Below are 17399 nucleotides of genomic sequence, written 5' to 3'. Positions count from 1 at the left end.
TCAGCCCTCAACCTTCTGAAATTCCTCGGGTCTTTCGAGAACCGAATAGCCGCGGCGTTGGTTGGCGATGAAGACCTGGATGGAGCGGACGAGCATCAGCACGAAGCCGGCCATCACGCTGTAGAAGACGATGTTGCGCGGCAGGTTGACCGTAACCATGCGCTCGTCGGCGACGATCGCCACATAGCGCCACATCAGCCAGCAGGCATAGGCGAAGAAGCCGATGCGCACGAGATCGACAAAGATCGCCAGGGCGCGGGCGACGGGCTGCGGCAGGTAATGGTAGAGCACATCGACCTGGATGTGCCGCGAAACGCGAACACACATGACCGAGCCGAGGAACACCACGCCGATCAGGCAATTGATGGCGATTTCCTCCGTCCAGGCATAGGAATCGTTGAGCACGTAGCGGGTGAAGAACTGGAGAAACACGCATCCGGTCATCAGCCAGAAGATGGCAAGCGTGACCCAATCTTCGATCGTATAGTTCGAGACGTCCGCGGCTGGCGCGGCCTCGTCGAAGGAATGGGCGATTTCCTCCGGCGTCGTCTGTAAATGGACTTCCTCTGACATGGTGATCATCCAGCGAATGTTGGGCGGAATGCCGGCCGCTCTGGCGAGCGGCCGGCATTAGCGGTTCACTTGATGGCGCGGATGGCTTCCCAGTCTTCCTTCTTGTAGCCGAAGTCGTCGAGCGCAACCTTATCCATCACGTTCGCTTCGAAATCGGACTTGTCGACTTCGGTCACGTCGAGGCCGCGCTCCTTGAAGGTCGCGACGAGGGCTTTCTCACGCTCTTCGATGATCTTGGTGCTCCGTTCCGCTGCCTCCTGCATCACTTCGGTGAAGATCTGCTTGTCGGCATCAGACAGTTGCGACCAGAGATTCTTCGACACCAAAGTGTTCAGATGGTCGACAATATGGCCGGTCAGCACGATGTGCTTCTGCACCTCGTAGAACTTCTTCGCCTCGATCGTCGTCAGCGGATTTTCCTGAGCCTCGACCGTGCCGTTCTGGAGCGCGAGATACACCTCCGCGAAGGCAATCGGCGTGGTGTTGGCGCCGCAAGCACGCGGCATGGCAAGATAGGCTGGAACGTCCGGCACGCGCATCTTCAGCCCCTGCATGTCGGCGCATTTGCTGATCGGCTTGTTCGACGTGGTGTGGCGCGTGCCATAATAGGTGACGGCTGTGATGTGGTTGCCCGAGGCTTCCTCATATCCCTCGGCCAATCGCTTGAAGACATCGCTCTTCGTGTAGGCGATCAGATGGGCGGGGTCGCGGAAGGTGTAGGGAAAATATGTGACGCCGATCGGCGGATGTTCGCGCGCGGCGAAGCTCGAACCGGAAATGATGATGTCGACGGTGCCGAGCTTCAGGCCCTGGTTGAGATCGGCTTCCTTGCCGAGCTGCGAAGCCGGGAAGACATCGATCTTATAACGCCCCTCGGTGCGTTTGCCGATCTCTTCAGCTGCCCAGACGGATTCGGTATGGAATGGCTCCGATGTTTCGTAGACATGCGCCCATTTGAGCGCCGTCTGAGCCTCAGCAGTCAGAGCCGAAGCCAGGATGGTCGCGGTTGCACCCAGTAGCGTTAACAGTCTGATCTTCATGTTCTTTCTCCTCCCAAAGTGAAGTCATTGCCACTACAGCGCCGTACGTTTTTCAGACGCACAAAGGTCGCTGTAGCATTTTGAATTGCTGCATGTTTTCGTCCTTAAATCGGCTCCGATCTAAGGACACATGCAGTGTACTAATTACCCCCGGCACGCCTCCATGCAGCCGGTATCGTGCTGTCGGTCGGTTCCTCCCCGAAACTTGCCGACAGGCGAAGCTGAGATTGATCGAGATGCGCGCGCATGGCGGCCCGTGCGGCAGTCGGATCGCCGGCGGCGATGGCGTCGCGGATCGTCCGGTGCTCCTCCATCGCCGCCCGCCAAGTCTCGGTGTTTTCGAAATAGCTGGCGAGCTTCTCGAAATAGGGCGTCATGCGCAGGTCGTGGATGCTTCCTACAAAGCGGTTCAGCGTCGCATTGGCGATGATGCTCGACACGATGACGTGGAAGTCACGATCAAGCGCGAGGGCGAGGCGCCGGTCCTCTAGCACCGCCCCCATTCGCATCAGATTGTCGTCGAGCATGACGATATGCTCTGGCCGCGCCAGCCGCGCCGCCTCCTCGGCGATCGCACACTCCACCACCGCCCGGGCCCTCAGCAATTCGAACGGACCTTCGAAGTCCTCCGGCGGCAGATCGGACGAGGGCACCTTGGGCGCCGTGACATAGATACCGGACCCCATACGAATATCGATGAAGCCTTCAACCTCCAGCACGATCAGCGCTTCCCGGACGGTCGGACGAGACACGCCGAACATCTGCGCCAGCTCGCGCTCGGCCGGAAGCCTGGAGCCGGCCTCCAATTCGCCCCGCTCGATTAGCCCTCGCATCTGATCCGCCACCTGTCGGTACAGACGGCGCGATTCAACGGCAGAAAACATCATCTTCCTTGTCTGCGGTTCCGCTGGCGCGGTAAGCTGGCCAGGTGGTCATACCAATCTCTACAAGATACTCGCTGCTGGAGATGAGTCAACACAACAATGGTTGCACCAGAATATCCGGCTTACCTCGCTGGAGCCCGTGCCGATTAGATTTGGAAACGGAACTGACGCAGCTCAGAGCAGGATGCGGAGGTGAGCATTCCAGCCGTCGTCCGGTTGACCTCGCCGCCGTTCACAAGCTGGCGTTCGCGCCAAGCACAGTCTGTTTGATCGATTGGAAGCATATGATGAATATGGCCAAATGCAAGACATTCATCCGATTTCATATGATGGGCTCGCATTTCTCGCTGGCTGAGAGTATGGATGTCATAACCTTAGGAAATGTGGAGGACCTATGCAGCAGGTCGAACATCGAACGTCCCGCAAGTCGTTTGCCTCTCACGTCGCAGACGCGCTACGTGGACAGATCGAGGCTGGGTTCTACGCGCCAGGTGACAAGTTGCCGACCGAGCCTGCACTCATAGAAAGATTCGGATATAGCCGTACGGTGATCCGGGAAGCTATCGCAGCGCTCCGGGCCGACGGATTGGTGGAGTCGCGGCAGGGTGCCGGCGTTTTTGTCATTGGCCCGAAACCGGCCGACGAGGGGCTCAAACTATTTACAGACGAGACCAGCAAGATCTCCGACATCATTGAAGAACTTGAGCTTCGCATCGGCATAGAGGTCGAGGCGGCCGGGCTTGCGGCAGCGCGCAGCTCTCCGGCGCAGGAGGCCGAGATCCTGGCCCAAGTGGACAAATTCGCCGAGCTGGCGGCGCAAGGCAAACCCACGGACGAGGCGGATTTCCAGTTTCACATGGCAATTGCCGCAGCAACGAACAACGCCAGGTTCAAAGCCTTCCTTGAACATGTCGGCCGGCGCATGATCCCACGCGTGAAGTTCAAGACGGTGATGGGCGGGGTCGATCCGCTGCCCAGTCGCGACCAACCGATTCTCGAGGAGCACAGAGAAATCGCCGATGCCATTCTCGCCCGTGATCCGGACAAGGCGCGCGAGGCGATGCGTCGTCACCTGGTAACCGGGATCAAGCGCTATCGTGCACTGACCGTCCGCCGAACGACGGGAGAAGATAACAGCGGCCGTTGACTCTCGCGAAAAGTCATCATATGACTTTCCCATGAACATCATATTACTTCATGGGAGGAATCCATTGTCACCAGCTGAGCTTAAGTCGCGGATCGCTTCGGGACTGCTGTCCTTTCCTGTTACGCACTTCAACGAGGACTTCAGCCTCAATCTCGAAAGCTACCGCGCTCACGTCGAGTGGCTCTCCGGCTTTGGGGCGGCTGCCCTCTTTGCCGCTGGTGGCACCGGTGAATTCTTCTCCCTCTCGCCTGCAGAGGTTGCCGACGTCACGCGTGCGGCGAAGGACGTTTCCGGCGACGTGCCGATCATTGCCGGCTGCGGCTACGGCACCTCGCTTGCCAAGGAGACGGCCCGACGCGCCGAGGCGGCCGGGGCCGACGGGCTCCTGCTTCTGCCGCACTATCTGATGGAGGCGCCGCAAGAGGGCATCTACCGGCATGTGAAGGCCGTGTGCGAATCCACCGGCCTCGGCGTCATTATCTATAACCGCGCGAATTCGGTCGCCAATGCCGATACGGTTGCTCGTCTGGCTGAGGTCTGCCCGAACCTCATCGGCTTCAAGGACGGCACAGGCAAGGTCGACCTCGTCCGCCACGTCACGGCGAAGCTTGGTGATCGGCTCTGCTACATCGGCGGCATGCCTACGCACGAGCTCTTTGCCGAGGGTTTCAACGGCGTCGGAGTGACGACCTATTCCTCTGCCGTCTTCAACTTCGTGCCGGAACTGGCACAGCGCTTCTACGGGGCCATGCGTGCAAACGATCGCGCGACAATGGAAGAGATCCTGCACAGCTTCTTCTTCCCCTTCGCGGCGCTGCGCGATCGCGAGCAAGGCTATCCCGTATCGATCATCAAGGCGGGCGTGGAACTCATCGGCCGGACACCCGGCCCGCTGCGTCCGCCGCTGACGGATCTGCAGCCGCAGGAGAAAGATATGCTGCGCGGCCTGATCGAGAAGATCGCCGCGTAAAGCCGATCACCGAAAATTCGGCGGAGAACGGGAGGACGTTCTTCCGCCCACAATCTGAAGCAAGGTCACCGGGAGGAGAATACATGAACAAGACAAGCATTCTTACGATCGCGTCCGTCGTCACGATGGCGGCGACACCATCGGCAATGGCGCAAGGTGCCGCGCAGGAAATCCGCATCGTTTTGCCGGAGCAGCCGGCGAACCTGGAGCCCTGCGGTACAATCATCACCAATGTCGGCCAGATATTGAGCCAGAATGTCGTGGAGCCGCTGACGGTCATCGATCCGAACACCGGGCAACCTCTGCCGAAATTGGCAACCGAGTGGACCCAGACGGACCCCACGACCTGGCGCATCAAGCTGCGCGAAGGCGTCAAGTTCCAGGACGGTTCCGGGCTCAACGCTGACGCGGTCGCATTTTCCATCAACCGCATGGTCGGCGGCAAGATCACTTGCAGCAACATTGCAAAATTCGGCGATGCGAAACTGACAGTAACTGCGCTCGACGATCTCACAGTCGAAATCAAATCCGACCGGCCGGAGCCGATCATGCCGACGCTCTTAAGCGTTGTGATGGTCGTCTCCCCGAAGACTCCGGCCGACAAGGCTGTCAACGACCCGGTCGGCACAGGGCCCTTCAAGCTGTCGACCTTCTCCCCGCAGACGGTCGTGCTCGATGCCTTCGACGGCTACTGGGGCAAAAAGCCGGAGATCACCAAGGCGACCTATGTTTGGAGACCGGAATCCTCGATCCGAGCGGCCATGGTCGAAACCGGCGAGGCCGACCTGACGCCGTCGATCGCCATTCAGGACGCAAGCAATCCGGAGACGGATTTCGCCTATCTGAACTCTGAAACCACCGCGATCCGCATCGACACGGCCCTGCCGCCGCTTGACGATCTGCGCGTCCGCAAGGCGCTGAACCTCGCCATAGATTGGGAAGGCCTTGCACAGCTCTTCGGCGACGACGTCAAGCGCGCGTCGCAGATGGTCGTCTCCGGCATCAACGGGCACGACGATGCGCTTGAGCCCTGGCCTTTTGATCCGGAAGAGGCAAAGAAGCTGATCGAGGAGGCAGCGGCCGAGGGCGTTCCCGTCGACACTGAGATCAAGCTCATCGGCCGCAACGGCATCTATCCGAATGGTGCCGAAGCGATGGAAGCCATGATGACGATGTGGCAGGCCGTCGGCCTCAACGTCAAGCTCACCATGCTCGATGTCGCCGATTGGCTGCGTTACCTGCAGAAGCCTTTCCCGGCCGAGCGTGGCGCCAATCTGCTGCAGATGATGCACGACAACAATAAGGGCGATGCGGCTTTCACCATTCCAATCTTCTATCGCTCGAGCGGCAGCTACTCGACCTTGGCCGATCCTGCTCTCGACAAGGAGATCGACACGGCCCTGGCTGCGACGGGCGAGGCCCGCACGAAGAGCTTCAAAACGATCTTCGACAAGGCACGCAAAGACGTCGTCGCGGATATCCCGATGTTCCACATGATCGGCTATACGCGCGTCGGCACACGACTGGAGTGGAAGCCGGATATCACCACCAACAGCGAAATACCCTTGGCCAACATCGCCATCAAAGACTAACTGGCACCGGGGGCGCAGGCGCCTGAACATGGCCCTGCGTCCCTGATCCACTGCATTCGATATTCATCGAAGGGCATCTGAAATGTTCACTTATCTAGGACGCCGCGCGTCTCATAGCGTCCTCTCGGTCATCGGCCTGCTGACGCTGGTCTTTTTCCTGACACGGCTCACCGGGGATCCGTCCGCCTTATATCTGCCGCTGGATTCGACCGCGGAAGCGAGGGCCGCATTCGCGCAGCTGAACGGTCTCGATCAGCCGCTGCACTGGCAATTCCTGGAATATCTCAAGGATTTGTTGCAGCTCGATTTCGGCCAATCGCTGCGCCAGAACCGCTCAGCCATGGACGTGGCGCTCGAGGCCTTTCCGGAAACCCTGAAGCTTGCATTCGTTGCGATTACGCTGTCGACGGCGCTCGCGATCCTCGTCGGCTCACTCGCCGCAGCGCGGCCCGGCAGCCTGTTTGACCGTATTGCAAGCGTCGCGTCTCTTGCCGGTGCGAGTGCTCCGGATTTCTGGGTCGCAATCGTCGGCATTCTAGTCTTCGCCGTCGGGCTCGAAATTCTGCCAACCTCCGGCACCGGAAGCTGGGCGCATTGGATCATGCCGATTTTCGTGCTGATGCTCCGCCCATTCGGGCTGCTTGTGCAGGTCGTCAGGGGCACAATGCTCTCAGCCCTCGCCTCGCCCTACATCAAGACAGCGCGCGCGAAGGGACTTCGCCGACAGAAGATCATCTTCGGACATGCGCTTCGCAATTCGCTGCTGCCCGTGGTGACGGTTGCCGGCGACCTCGCCACGAGCCTCGTCAACGGGGCAGTCGTGGTGGAGTCGATATTCGGCTGGCCAGGCATCGGCAAGCTGATGATCGACTCGATCATCCAGCGCGATTTCGCCGTCGTCCAATCGACGATCCTGGTGACCGCGACCGCCATCTTCATCCTGAACATCGCAATCGATCTGCTCTACGCAGTGCTCGATCCGCGCATCCGGTATTGACCCATGACGATCATCACTCCCGATAGCAAACCGTCGACGGGTCCGGGCACCGCGCGCGTCCTCATCGCCTATCTGAAGCGCGACAGGCTCGCGCTGGCCGCCGCCATTTTCCTGGCGATCTTCGTGGCCGCGGCCATCGTCGGGCCTTGGCTCGTTGGAGACGCGGCGTCCCGGCTCGGCCTGCGCCAGCGCAACCTCGCTCCTTTCGCCTTCGAGCAGGGCTGGATCTACGTCCTCGGGGCCGATACGCTCGGCCGGCCAATCCTCGCCAGGCTGATCGTCGGTGCGCAGAATACACTCGGCATTGCGGCCGCCGCGGTGTTCTCCTCCATGCTCGTCGGAGGAACGCTCGGCCTGATCGCCGGCTATTCCGAACGCTGGTACAGCCACCTCATTCTGCGTCTCGCCGACGTCGTCATGAGCTTTCCGTCGCTGCTCTTGGCCTTGATCGTGCTCTATACGCTCGGGCCCAGCATCACCAATCTTGTGATCGTTCTCGCCATCACCCGCATGCCGATTTATCTGAGAACTGCGCGCGCCGAAGTGCTGGAACTGCGCGAGCGCATGTTCGTCAGCGCAGCGCGTTCCATGGGCGCAAAGCCGGCCAGGATCATTCTCCGGCATATCGCACCGCTCGTCCTGCCGACATTGGTGACGATCTCGGCCATCGACTTCGCAACGGTCATCCTATCCGAATCGGCACTGAGCTTCCTCGGCCTCGGCATTCAGCCGCCAGATTTCACCTGGGGTGCGATGGTGGCAAACGGCCGCGGTTATCTTTCGACGGCCTGGTGGATCGCCTTTTGGCCTGGCCTTGCCATCATGTTGACGACGCTCTCGCTCAACATCCTTTCGAACTGGGCGCGCACCGTCGCCGATCCGCAACAACGCTGGCGTCTGCAGACATTGCGAAAGGCCGCTCGATGAAGAACGCAGCCAATCCCATTCTCAAGGTCGAGGGCCTGACGGTCGATTTCCTCTCGGATAAAGAGCCAGTACGGGCGGTCGACAACGTCTCCTTCCACGTTAATCGCAGCGAGACCCTCGTCATTCTCGGTGAAAGCGGCTCGGGAAAGAGCGTCAGCACGAGCACGGTGATGGACCTCCTCGACTGCCCACCGGCCGATATCGTCGCAGGCGCCTGCCACTTCGATGGCATCGAACTCTCGCGTCTGGATGCGGAAGCCCGCAGAAGCATCAACGGCCGCCGGATTGCGATGATCTTCCAGGATCCGCTCGCCTATCTCAATCCCGTCTACACGGTCGGACGCCAAATCGAGGAGGTCTATGAGAGCCACGGCGCCGGGAAGGGCAGGCAAGCGCGTGCCAACGCGATTGAGCTCCTCCGCCGCGTCGGCATTCCGGAACCGGAAAGCCGGGTTGACTTCTATCCGCACCAATTTTCCGGCGGTCAGCGCCAGCGTGTGATGATTGCCATGGCGATTGCGCTGAAGCCCGACATTCTGATCGCGGACGAGCCTACGACCGCCCTGGACGTCAGTGTTCAGGCCCAGATCCTCGAACTGTTGCGCGACCTCCAGCGCGAGACCGGAATGGCGCTGATCATGATCACCCACGATCTCGAGGTCGCCTCTGCCATGGCGGATCGCGTCATCGTCATGAACGCCGCGCGAGTTGTGGAGGCCGGCTCGGCCAGAGAGGTCTTCAGCAATCCGCAGCATGCCTATACCCGCCGCTTAATTTCCGCGCTGCCGCACGGCGACGCTGCGGAGACTTCGAACAAGCGTTCGACGGGGGGTGCGGGCGACGTACTGCTCAAGGTGGAACATCTCACGAAGGACTATCTGCTTTCCTCAGGGAGCTTTGCCGGCAAGCGCACGTTCAAGGCGGTGGACGACGTCAGCTTCGAGGTCAGGCGAGGCGAAACCCTCGGCATTGTCGGCGAATCCGGCTCGGGCAAATCGAGCGTCGCTCGCATGCTCTTGCGGCTGAACGATCCGAGCTCCGGCAGGGCCCTCTTCGCCGGCGAGGACATTTTCGGGATGAACGGAAAGCGCCTGATGACGTTTCGGCGCAAGGTCCAGATGGTGTTCCAGGATCCTTACGGCTCCATGAACCCGCGCATGAATGTTCATGCGATCATTTCCGAACCCTGGGTGATCCACCGGGATATCCTCTCCAAAGAGAAATGGAAGGGGAGAGTGTCGGAACTTTTGGAACTCGTTGGTCTGCGGCCGGAACACGCCGATCGCTATCCGCACCAGTTCTCCGGTGGCCAGCGGCAGCGCATCGCCATTGCCCGCGCACTTGCAAGCGAGCCGGAGCTCATCATCTGCGACGAAGCGGTTTCGGCGCTGGACGTCTCTATCCAGGCCCAGGTGATCGACCTCCTCGCCGATCTTCGCACCAGACTCGGGCTCTCTTACATCTTCATTACCCATGACCTGCCGATCGTCCGCCATTTCGCCGATAGGATCATGGTGATGAAACAGGGAAAGATCGTCGAGGAGGGAGACACATCGACGGTGTTCAGCGCACCACGCCACGAATATACGCAGAGCCTGCTGCGCGCTGTGCCGAGACCAAAATGGCTCATGCAAACCGAAGAACCGTCAGCCGAACCAACAATCGGCGCTGACGGCCTTTGGTCAGAGCGGCCTAGAAACGGGAGCTTGGCAAGATGACACTTCACCAGAACCTGATTGCCGGCGAATGGGTCGGCAGCGACGGCGTCGCCAATGTCAATCCGTCGAACACCAATGACGTCATCGGCGAATATGCCCGCGCCACCGCCGACGACGCTTCGGCGGCGATCGCGGCGGCCAAGGCCGCCTTTCCCGCCTGGTCGCGCTCCGGCATCCTCGAGCGCCATGCAATTCTGAAGAAGACCGCCGACGAGATCCTCGCGCGCAAGGACGAACTCGGCCGGCTGTTGTCGCGCGAGGAAGGCAAGACCCTGGCCGAGGGCATCGGCGAGACGGTGCGGGCCGGCCAGATCTTCGAGTTCTTCGCCGGCGAATGCTTGCGGCTGGCCGGCGAAATGCTGCCGTCGGTGCGCCCCGGCATCGGCGTCGAGATCAGCCGCGAGCCGGTCGGCGTCGTCGGCATCATCACCCCGTGGAACTTCCCGATCGCCATTCCCGCCTGGAAGATCGCCCCGGCGCTGTGTTACGGCAACACCGTCGTCTTCAAGCCGGCCGAACTGGTGCCCGGCTGCTCCTGGGCGATCGTCGACATTCTGCACCGCGCCGGCCTGCCGAAGGGGGTCATGAACCTCGTCATGGGCAAGGGCTCGGTCGTCGGCCAGGCGATGCTCGACAGCCCCGATATCCAGGCGATCACCTTCACCGGCTCGGTCGGCACCGGCAAACGCGTCGCCGCCGCCTCGGTCGAACACAATCGCAAGTTCCAGCTGGAAATGGGCGGCAAGAATCCGTTCGTCGTGCTCGACGACGCCGATCTCACCGTCGCCGTCGAGGCGACGGTCAATTCCGCCTTCTTCTCGACCGGCCAGCGCTGCACCGCCTCGTCGCGGGTGATCGTCACCGCGGGCATTCACGACCGCTTCGTCGCCGCGGTGGCCGAGCGGATGAACGGGCTGATCGTCGACGACGCGCTGAAGGCCGGCACCCATATCGGCCCGGTGGTCGACCAGAGCCAGCTGAACCAGGACACCGACTATATCGCCATCGGCCAGCAGGAAGGCGCCAGGCTCGCCTTCGGCGGCGAACTGTTGCAGCGCGACGCGCCCGGCTTCTACCTGCAGCCGGCGCTGTTTACCGAAGCGACGAACCAGATGCGGATCAGCCAAGAGGAGATCTTCGGCCCGGTCGCCGCCGTCATCCGGGTGAAGGACTACGACGAGGCGCTCGCCGTTGCCAACGACACGCCGTTCGGGCTGTCCTCCGGCATCGCCACCACCAGCCTCAAGCATGCGACGCATTTCAAGCGCAACGCCGAGGCCGGCATGGTGATGGTCAACCTGCCGACGGCCGGCGTCGATTTCCACGTGCCGTTCGGCGGCCGCAAGGGCTCCTCCTACGGCTCGCGCGAACAGGGCAAATACGCCGCCGAATTCTACACAACCGTCAAGACAGCCTACACGCTGGCCTAGATCATGATGATTTTAGGTCGGATCGACCTAAAATCATGAACGTGATCGATTCTAATAAGTTAGCGCGGGATGCGGGCGGAAAACCGCGCACACTTTTCCTCATCCCGCGCTAAGGCCGGCGTCTCCCCGCCGCCCGTTTGCGACCTCCTTGTCCGAATAGACGGACGGCGGTGTAGGACGAATATTCCTCACCAATTTGTGGGTCCGTCGAACCGCTCGAGCCATATCTTGGAGGCCGGAAGGCCTTCCAGAGATTTCGTGGCTGCATGGGCAAATGATGCTTGCCGCGGGCTCGCACCGTTGCACGTTCGATTGCAACGTTGTATAAAAAGCACTTATAAATTGTTTTTATTTGCATATTTTCATAGTTCTATTTTAGGAGATTGACCGATGCCGGAACGTGCTCGCCAGCTTATTCGGGATATTCGTTTCATCGCTCGCGATTTCAGATTGACGAACGCCGATATCCAGGACGTGTTCGGGATCGATATCCGCGCCATCGAGTCCTTGCCGGACGAGCAGATCGTTGGCGCGATCGAGCTGCTGACAGGCTGCCGCGAGACCTTGGAAAAGGTCGTTCGTCGGCGGGAGCAGACTTATTTCGACAGGCCCGACGCACTCGCAACGGTCAGGAAAGTTCGCCGAAGCTACGATCGTTGAGGCTTGCCTTCGGACAATGGTCCGTTTGCACTGCCTCGGTGATTCACCGCGCGAGGAAACCGATCACCGCAGCATTGGCGAGGTCGATAAAGAACGCTGAGACCAGTGGGAGGATGATAAAGGCGGTGGCCGCGGCACCGTAGACCTTGGTCACTGCTGTCATGTTGGCAATTGCTGTCGGCGTCGCGCCAAGAGCAATCCCGCCGAAGCCCGCGGGTAGAACTGCAGCCTCATAGTTTCGGCCCATTGCGGGAAACACCGCAAGCAAGACGTAGGCCAAGGTAGCGACCGTCTGAAGCGCGAGCACGATCACGAGAGACGCCCCCAAGCCACCCAATGCCCACAACTGCATGCTCATCAAGGACATGGCTAGGAACACGTTCAATGATAGATCGGACACGAGCGAAAGCGCGCGACTACACGTCGGCCAACGGAGCCACGGCAACAAGTATGGAAGCGCTTACGCCGCGCCCAGCCGGCGGATATTGCCGGCAAGTTCCGCCGCCAGTCTCAGTGCCGCCGCCGTCGCGCCGGCCATTTGTGGCAGGATCAGCCATTCGAGCGTCCAGGCCGAGCCCGAACGCTCCTGCTCATGCACGAGCGCCTGGTGGATGCCGGAAAGCTGCGTGGCATTGAAGCGCGCCAGGGTGACCAGTATCTCCGCCGCCACCGGATTCTGCTTGTGCGGCATGGCGGACGAGCTTCCGCCGCCAGCGAGCACGATCTCCTCTCCCGACTGGGCCATCAAGGCCACGTCCTGGCCAAACTTGCCTAGGCTACCGGTGATCAGCGACAGCAGATTGGCGAAGTCCGCGACCGCCGAACGCTGGCTGTGCCATTGCGGACAACCGACGAGCGCCAGTTCCTCCGCAAGCGTCTCGCGTACTGCCTCAGCCTTGTCCTTGAGTTTTTCGAGCGTGCCAGCGGCCCCCCCGAATTGGACGGCGAACAGATTGCCATCGATCGCGTCGAGCCTGTCTTGATGATCGAGCAATGGTTCGATCCAGGTGCGCAGACGGTCAGAAACCGTGATGGGAATGGCCGGCTGCATGCGCGTGCGGCCAGTGAGCGGTCGCTCGCCCCATTGCTTCTCACACTCCTCCAACATCGACGCGACATTGCCGAGCCGACCGGAGAAGAGTTCGGCGATCGCCTTCAGCCGCAGCATCAGGCTGGTGTCGATGACGTCCTGGCTGGTGGCCCCGAAATGGACATGCTCCGCCGCCTCTCCGCCGACTGCCACGCGCAATTGCCGGACGAGTTCCGGCACGACGACGCCGTCGGCCGCCGTCGCACGGCGCAATGCGGCAACGTCCGGAGAAAAGGCGCGACAGGCCCCGTTAATGCGGTCGGCCGCCTGATCTGGGATCACGCCATTGCGCGCCTCGGCCCTGGCAAGCGCCGCCTCGAAGGCGAGCATCGCTCGAATGTCGGCAGCAACGGAGAATTCCGCCGCTACGGCCTCGTCGCCGAGAAGACCGGAGAGATAGGGATGATCGAAGGCCGAATAGGTCATTCCGCGTCTCCAGGGGTCTCGTCGTCCCGTTCTCGCCACGCGAAGGGAACGTCAGATTAGAGCAGGACGAGGAAAAAATGAGCGCTTCCCCGCCCGTTTTCCGATCCCAATGCATTATAGCGCCGTGCGTCTTTTCAGACGCACAAAGGCCGCTGTAACGCTTCGAATCGCTGCATGGTTTGTCCTTGAATCGGTTACGATTTCAAGGAACCGTGCAGTGGAATCACTCACGGTGATCGGGCTTCGATTGCCCCGAAATCATCATGAGCGAGCCGCAACGCGGACAGGCCGCGGAACGATCATATGTCCAGGAAGACGGTTTCCTTCTCGCCCTGGAGGTGGATGTCGAAGACATAACTAGGCGCCGCGCCGGAGGCGACAAGTGTCTCGAGCCGGTGGCGATGTTCGATACGGGCAAGCAGCGGGTCCTCACTGTTCGCCCCCGTCTCGTCGGGGAAGTACATTCGGGTATGAAGCCCGATATTGATACCGCGCGCGACAACCCAGAAAGTGATGTGCGGCGCCATCAAGCGACCGTCCTTGAACGGCACACGGCCCGGCTTTACGGTCTCGAAGACGAAGCCCCCATCCTCGGCGCTGGTGGGACACCTGCCCCATCCGGTAAAGTTCGGGTCCGCTGCACCGCGTATTTCCGAGGGAGAATTGTAGAGGCCGGCGGCGTCCGCCTGCCAGATTTCCACCAATGCGTCCTTGAGCGGCGCTCCCGCGCCATCGATCACCCGGCCCTTGACGGTGATCCGCTGCCCGAGCGTCTTGTCGTTGACCATCGAGGATCCGAGATCCTTCTCGTAGACGCCGCTTATGCCGCAGAAATTCGGCGTCAGGCCAATGTGGACATAGGGTCCGGCGGTCTGGGAAGCGGTTTCCTTAAGATAACCCAGATCCTGAACCATCAGTGCTCCCTCCTCAATTGCCTTCTGGCCGGTTTTCAAAGAGCGTCGAGCGGCGGCCGCGCAGGACGATGTCGAACTTGTAGGCGCGCGCATCCATCGGAATCGTGTTTCCCCAATCGAGCGGTGCGATCAGTTGCTCGATCGCCCGGCGGTCGGAGATCGTATTGACGATCGGACATTTCCAGATCATCGGATCGCCTTCGAAGTACATCTGGGTGATCAGCCGCTGCGCGAAGCCGTGCCCGAAGATCGAGAAATGGATATGCGCCGGGCGCCAGTCGTTGACGCCGTTCGGCCAGGGATAGGGACCGGGCTTGATCGTACGGAAGTGGTATAAGCCGTTCTCGTCGGTAATCGTCCGGCCGCAGCCGCCGAAATTCGGGTCGAGCGGGGCGAGATAGCTTTCCTTCTTGTGCCGGTAGCGCCCGCCGGCATTGGCCTGCCAGAACTCCAGCAGCGCGCCCGGAACGGGACGGCCGCGCTCGTCCAGGAGGCGGCCGTGAACGATGATGCGTTCGCCGATCGCGCTTTCGCCTGGCCGGGCGAAATTATGGATCAGGTCGTTGTCAAGCTCGCCAAGCATCGAATGGCCGAAGACGGGCCCGGTTATCTCGGAAATCGTGCCGTCGAGCGAAAGCAATGGCTTTTGCGGCGACCGCAACACGGAGGTCTTGTAGCCGGGGGTGAAGGCCGGTGCATGCCAGCTCCGGTCGCGCTGGAAGAAGGCGCCAGTTTCAGGCCCGCGATTCTGTATGTCGGACATCATTCTTCTCCCGTCAGACCGCCCTGCCCGCGTCCATTTCGCCGAACACCTGCTTGACGATCTTGATCGCATGATTGGCTGCGGGAACGCCCGCATAGATCGCCACATGCAACAGCGCCTCGCAAATATCCTCACGGCTCGCGCCGGTATTGGCGGTGGCGCGGACATGCATTGCAACTTCCTCGTCCTGTCCAAGGGCGGCCAACAGTGCAATGGTGACGATCGACCGCTCCCGCTTCGTCCAGTTCGGGCGCGACCACACATGCCCCCAGGCCGCTTCGGTGATCAGTTCCTGAAACGGCCTGTCGAAATCGGTCGATGCCGATTGCGCCCTATCGACGTGATTGTCGCCGAGAACGGCCCGGCGGGTCGCCATGCCTTGGCGATAACGCTCGGAGGGCGCGAAAGCATCATTCATCGGTTCGATCTCCATGCGTCACAAGTTCGAAAAAGGCGCGCAGAGTCGCGGTCAGGATCTCCGGCTGCTCGACACAGGGAATATGCCCGGCATTGTGGATGATCTCGTAGCGGGCACCGGGAATGAGCTGCGCCGTCGATCGCACCAGATCCGGTGGCGTCGACCCGTCCTGATCGCCGACGATGCAGAGTACCGGCACGGCGATCTTCTTGGCTGCTTCCGTGTAATCGGCGTCGCGGATCGCGGCACAAGTACCGACATAGCCCGGAACGGGCTGCCGGATCAGCATGTTGCGATAGCCGGTGAAGGCGACATTCTCCGGCCGGCGGAAGGCCGGCGTAAACCAACGCTCGAGCACGCCATCGGCAATCGCTTCGATGCCGTCCGCTTCGATCGCGGCGATCCGCGCGTCCCACATCTCCGCGGTGCCGATCTTGTGCGCGGTATCCAAGAGCACGAGCGCCCGCACGAGATCGGGGCGACGCTGGTAGAGCGATTGCGCGATCAGACCGCCGACGGAAAGGCCGCAGACGATCGCCTGCTTGACCGCGAGCAGATCGAGAAGCGCAGCCAGATCGGTCGCGTGATCCTCGATCGAATAGGGCACCTGGCCGATATCGGAAAGACCATGCCCACGTTTGTCATAGAGAACGATCGCAAAATCGCCGGCGAGACGGACGATCACGTCACGCCAGATTCGGAAATCGGTGCCAAGCGCGTTGGCGAAAACGAGCACCGGCTTTTCCGCCGTCGCGCCAATCACCTGATAGTGAATCGTGATGTCGTTGATACGGGCGAATTGCACGGCAGGTCTCCTCCGTCGCCAAATTGGATGTTTAATCTGGTTAGGTAAAATGATATTTCATGGCGTTCCGTTAACCCGGGGGTTATGCATTGCATGCTCGACGCTCGCGTTAAGTTTCGCCATCTGCAGACATTTGTCGAGGTCGCACGTCAGAAGAGCGTAGCGAAAGCGGCGGAGCTCCTGCATGTCACTCAGCCGGCGGTGACCAAGACGATCCGGGAGCTCGAGGAGGTTCTGGGCGTTGCCGTGTTCGAGCGCGAGGGGCGCGGTATAAAGATCACCCGCTACGGCGAGGTCTTCCTGCGCCACGCGGGTGCGGCCCTGACAGCGCTCCGGCAAGGGCTCGATTCCGTCTCTCAGGAACGTTCCGGCGACGGTCCGCCGATCCGCATCGGCGCACTTCCCACCGTCTCGACGCGCATCATGCCCGGCGCCATGGGCCTTTTTCTCAAGGAGGAAACCGGCGCCCGCATCAAGATCGTCACCGGAGAAAACGCCGTACTCCTGGAGCAATTGCGCGTCGGCGACCTCGACCTGGTGGTCGGGAGGCTTGCCGCGCCCGACAAGATGACCGGCTTTTCTTTCGAACACCTCTATTCGGAACAGGTCGTCTTTGCCGTGCGCGTCGGCCATCCGCTGCTTTGCGGCAAACGGTCGGTCTTTGCGCATCTCAGCGACTATCCCGTGCTGATGCCCACCCGTGCCTCGATCATTCGCCCGTTCGTCGAGCGCTTCCTGATCACCAACGGCATTGCCAGCCTGCCGAACCAGATTGAGACCGTCTCCGACTCCTTCGGCCGCGCTTTCGTGCGATCAAGCGATGCCATCTGGATCATCTCGACCGGAGTCGTCGCCACGGACATCACGGATGGCCTCCTGACGACGCTGCCGATCGACACCAGCGAAACCAAGGGGCCGGTCGGGCTCACCATGCGCACCGACGCGATCCCATCCTTGCCGCTCTTCATCCTAATACAGACGATCCGGGAGGCGGCAGGTGCTGCTATGGCCAAGGTCTAATCGGCGACGAGCGAGCGCAGCGCCG

General features: G+C 61.1%; 17 protein-coding genes and 1 pseudogene. 9 read left to right on the top strand and 9 right to left on the bottom strand.

From position 1 onward, the window contains the following. The 3 genes from PYH37_RS09425 to PYH37_RS09415 all read right to left on the bottom strand — a co-directional run bounded on the left by PYH37_RS09425 (position 1) and on the right by PYH37_RS09415 (position 2497). Positions 1 to 573 carry a TRAP transporter small permease gene (locus PYH37_RS09425; protein WP_280731157.1) on the bottom strand — a complete coding sequence of 191 codons (573 nt, stop codon included), beginning with the start codon at positions 571 to 573 and terminating at the stop codon, positions 1 to 3. 65 nt (positions 574 to 638) lie between these two features. Further along, complete coding sequence (locus PYH37_RS09420; RefSeq protein WP_280731156.1) at positions 639 to 1613, bottom strand: sialic acid TRAP transporter substrate-binding protein SiaP; 975 nt, start codon at positions 1611 to 1613, stop codon at positions 639 to 641. Positions 1614 to 1753: 140 nt separating this feature from the next. Then, positions 1754 to 2497 carry a FadR/GntR family transcriptional regulator gene (locus tag PYH37_RS09415; protein ID WP_280732460.1) on the bottom strand — a complete coding sequence of 248 codons (744 nt, stop codon included), beginning with the start codon at positions 2495 to 2497 and terminating at the stop codon, positions 1754 to 1756. 394 nt (positions 2498 to 2891) lie between these two features. Between PYH37_RS09415 and PYH37_RS09410 the strand changes: the two genes are divergently transcribed. From PYH37_RS09410 to PYH37_RS09375, 8 genes are all read left to right on the top strand, one after another. Continuing rightward, entirely contained in the window at positions 2892 to 3644 is a 753-nt protein-coding gene (locus tag PYH37_RS09410) for a FadR/GntR family transcriptional regulator (protein ID WP_280731155.1), read from the top strand. 64 nt (positions 3645 to 3708) lie between these two features. Beyond that, positions 3709 to 4614, top strand: coding sequence for a 5-dehydro-4-deoxyglucarate dehydratase (kdgD, locus tag PYH37_RS09405; protein WP_280731154.1), 906 nt, complete (start codon positions 3709 to 3711; stop codon positions 4612 to 4614). 125 nt (positions 4615 to 4739) lie between these two features. Continuing rightward, positions 4740 to 6206, top strand: coding sequence for an ABC transporter substrate-binding protein (locus tag PYH37_RS09400; RefSeq protein ID WP_342394642.1), 1467 nt, complete (start codon positions 4740 to 4742; stop codon positions 6204 to 6206). Positions 6207 to 6288: 82 nt separating this feature from the next. Further along, positions 6289 to 7203, top strand: coding sequence for an ABC transporter permease (locus PYH37_RS09395; protein ID WP_280731151.1), 915 nt, complete (start codon positions 6289 to 6291; stop codon positions 7201 to 7203). Between the two features lie 3 nt (positions 7204 to 7206). After that, a complete protein-coding gene (locus PYH37_RS09390; protein ID WP_280731149.1) occupies positions 7207 to 8130 on the top strand; it encodes an ABC transporter permease in 924 nt (307 codons plus the stop codon). After that, complete coding sequence (locus PYH37_RS09385; RefSeq protein WP_280731148.1) at positions 8127 to 9848, top strand: ABC transporter ATP-binding protein; 1722 nt, start codon at positions 8127 to 8129, stop codon at positions 9846 to 9848. Before PYH37_RS09390 ends, PYH37_RS09385 begins: the two co-directional genes overlap by 4 nt. After that, positions 9845 to 11278, top strand: a complete 1434-nt coding sequence (locus tag PYH37_RS09380; RefSeq protein ID WP_280731147.1) for an aldehyde dehydrogenase family protein — start codon at positions 9845 to 9847, stop codon at positions 11276 to 11278. The genes PYH37_RS09385 and PYH37_RS09380 overlap by 4 nt, the downstream gene beginning before the upstream one ends. A 390-nt stretch (positions 11279 to 11668) precedes the next feature. Further along, positions 11669 to 11938, top strand: a complete 270-nt coding sequence (locus PYH37_RS09375) for a hypothetical protein (RefSeq protein WP_280731146.1) — start codon at positions 11669 to 11671, stop codon at positions 11936 to 11938. Between the two features lie 43 nt (positions 11939 to 11981). Here PYH37_RS09375 and PYH37_RS09370 read toward each other — a convergent pair. From PYH37_RS09370 to pcaD, 6 genes and pseudogenes are all read right to left on the bottom strand, one after another. Next, positions 11982 to 12380 (bottom strand): annotated as a pseudogene (locus PYH37_RS09370) (sodium/glutamate symporter); the annotation flags it as partial. A gap of 18 nt (positions 12381 to 12398) precedes the next feature. Continuing rightward, entirely contained in the window at positions 12399 to 13454 is a 1056-nt protein-coding gene (locus PYH37_RS09365) for a 3-carboxy-cis,cis-muconate cycloisomerase (RefSeq protein ID WP_280731145.1), read from the bottom strand. Positions 13455 to 13753: 299 nt separating this feature from the next. Further along, positions 13754 to 14368 carry a protocatechuate 3,4-dioxygenase subunit alpha gene (gene pcaG / locus PYH37_RS09360; RefSeq protein ID WP_280731144.1) on the bottom strand — a complete coding sequence of 205 codons (615 nt, stop codon included), beginning with the start codon at positions 14366 to 14368 and terminating at the stop codon, positions 13754 to 13756. Positions 14369 to 14381: 13 nt separating this feature from the next. After that, positions 14382 to 15131: a protocatechuate 3,4-dioxygenase subunit beta gene (gene pcaH, locus PYH37_RS09355; RefSeq protein WP_280731143.1), complete on the bottom strand. Its 750-nt coding sequence runs from the start codon at positions 15129 to 15131 to the stop codon at positions 14382 to 14384. A gap of 13 nt (positions 15132 to 15144) precedes the next feature. Then, on the bottom strand, positions 15145 to 15549 hold the full coding sequence (gene pcaC, locus PYH37_RS09350; protein ID WP_280731142.1) for a 4-carboxymuconolactone decarboxylase: 405 nt from the start codon (positions 15547 to 15549) through the stop codon (positions 15145 to 15147). After that, complete coding sequence (gene pcaD, locus PYH37_RS09345) at positions 15542 to 16354, bottom strand: 3-oxoadipate enol-lactonase (RefSeq protein ID WP_280731141.1); 813 nt, start codon at positions 16352 to 16354, stop codon at positions 15542 to 15544. Before pcaD ends, pcaC begins: the two co-directional genes overlap by 8 nt. 93 nt (positions 16355 to 16447) lie before the next feature. On the opposite strand from pcaD, the gene pcaQ reads away from it, so the two are divergent. After that, positions 16448 to 17374, top strand: coding sequence for a pca operon transcription factor PcaQ (pcaQ, locus tag PYH37_RS09340; RefSeq protein WP_280731140.1), 927 nt, complete (start codon positions 16448 to 16450; stop codon positions 17372 to 17374). Positions 17375 to 17399 lie beyond the last annotated feature (25 nt).

This window comes from Sinorhizobium numidicum (genome assembly GCF_029892045.1).
Lineage (GTDB): Bacteria > Pseudomonadota > Alphaproteobacteria > Rhizobiales > Rhizobiaceae > Sinorhizobium > Sinorhizobium numidicum.
Note: the sequence above shows the minus strand (reverse complement) of the source record. Positions and strands in the feature narration are given on the sequence as shown.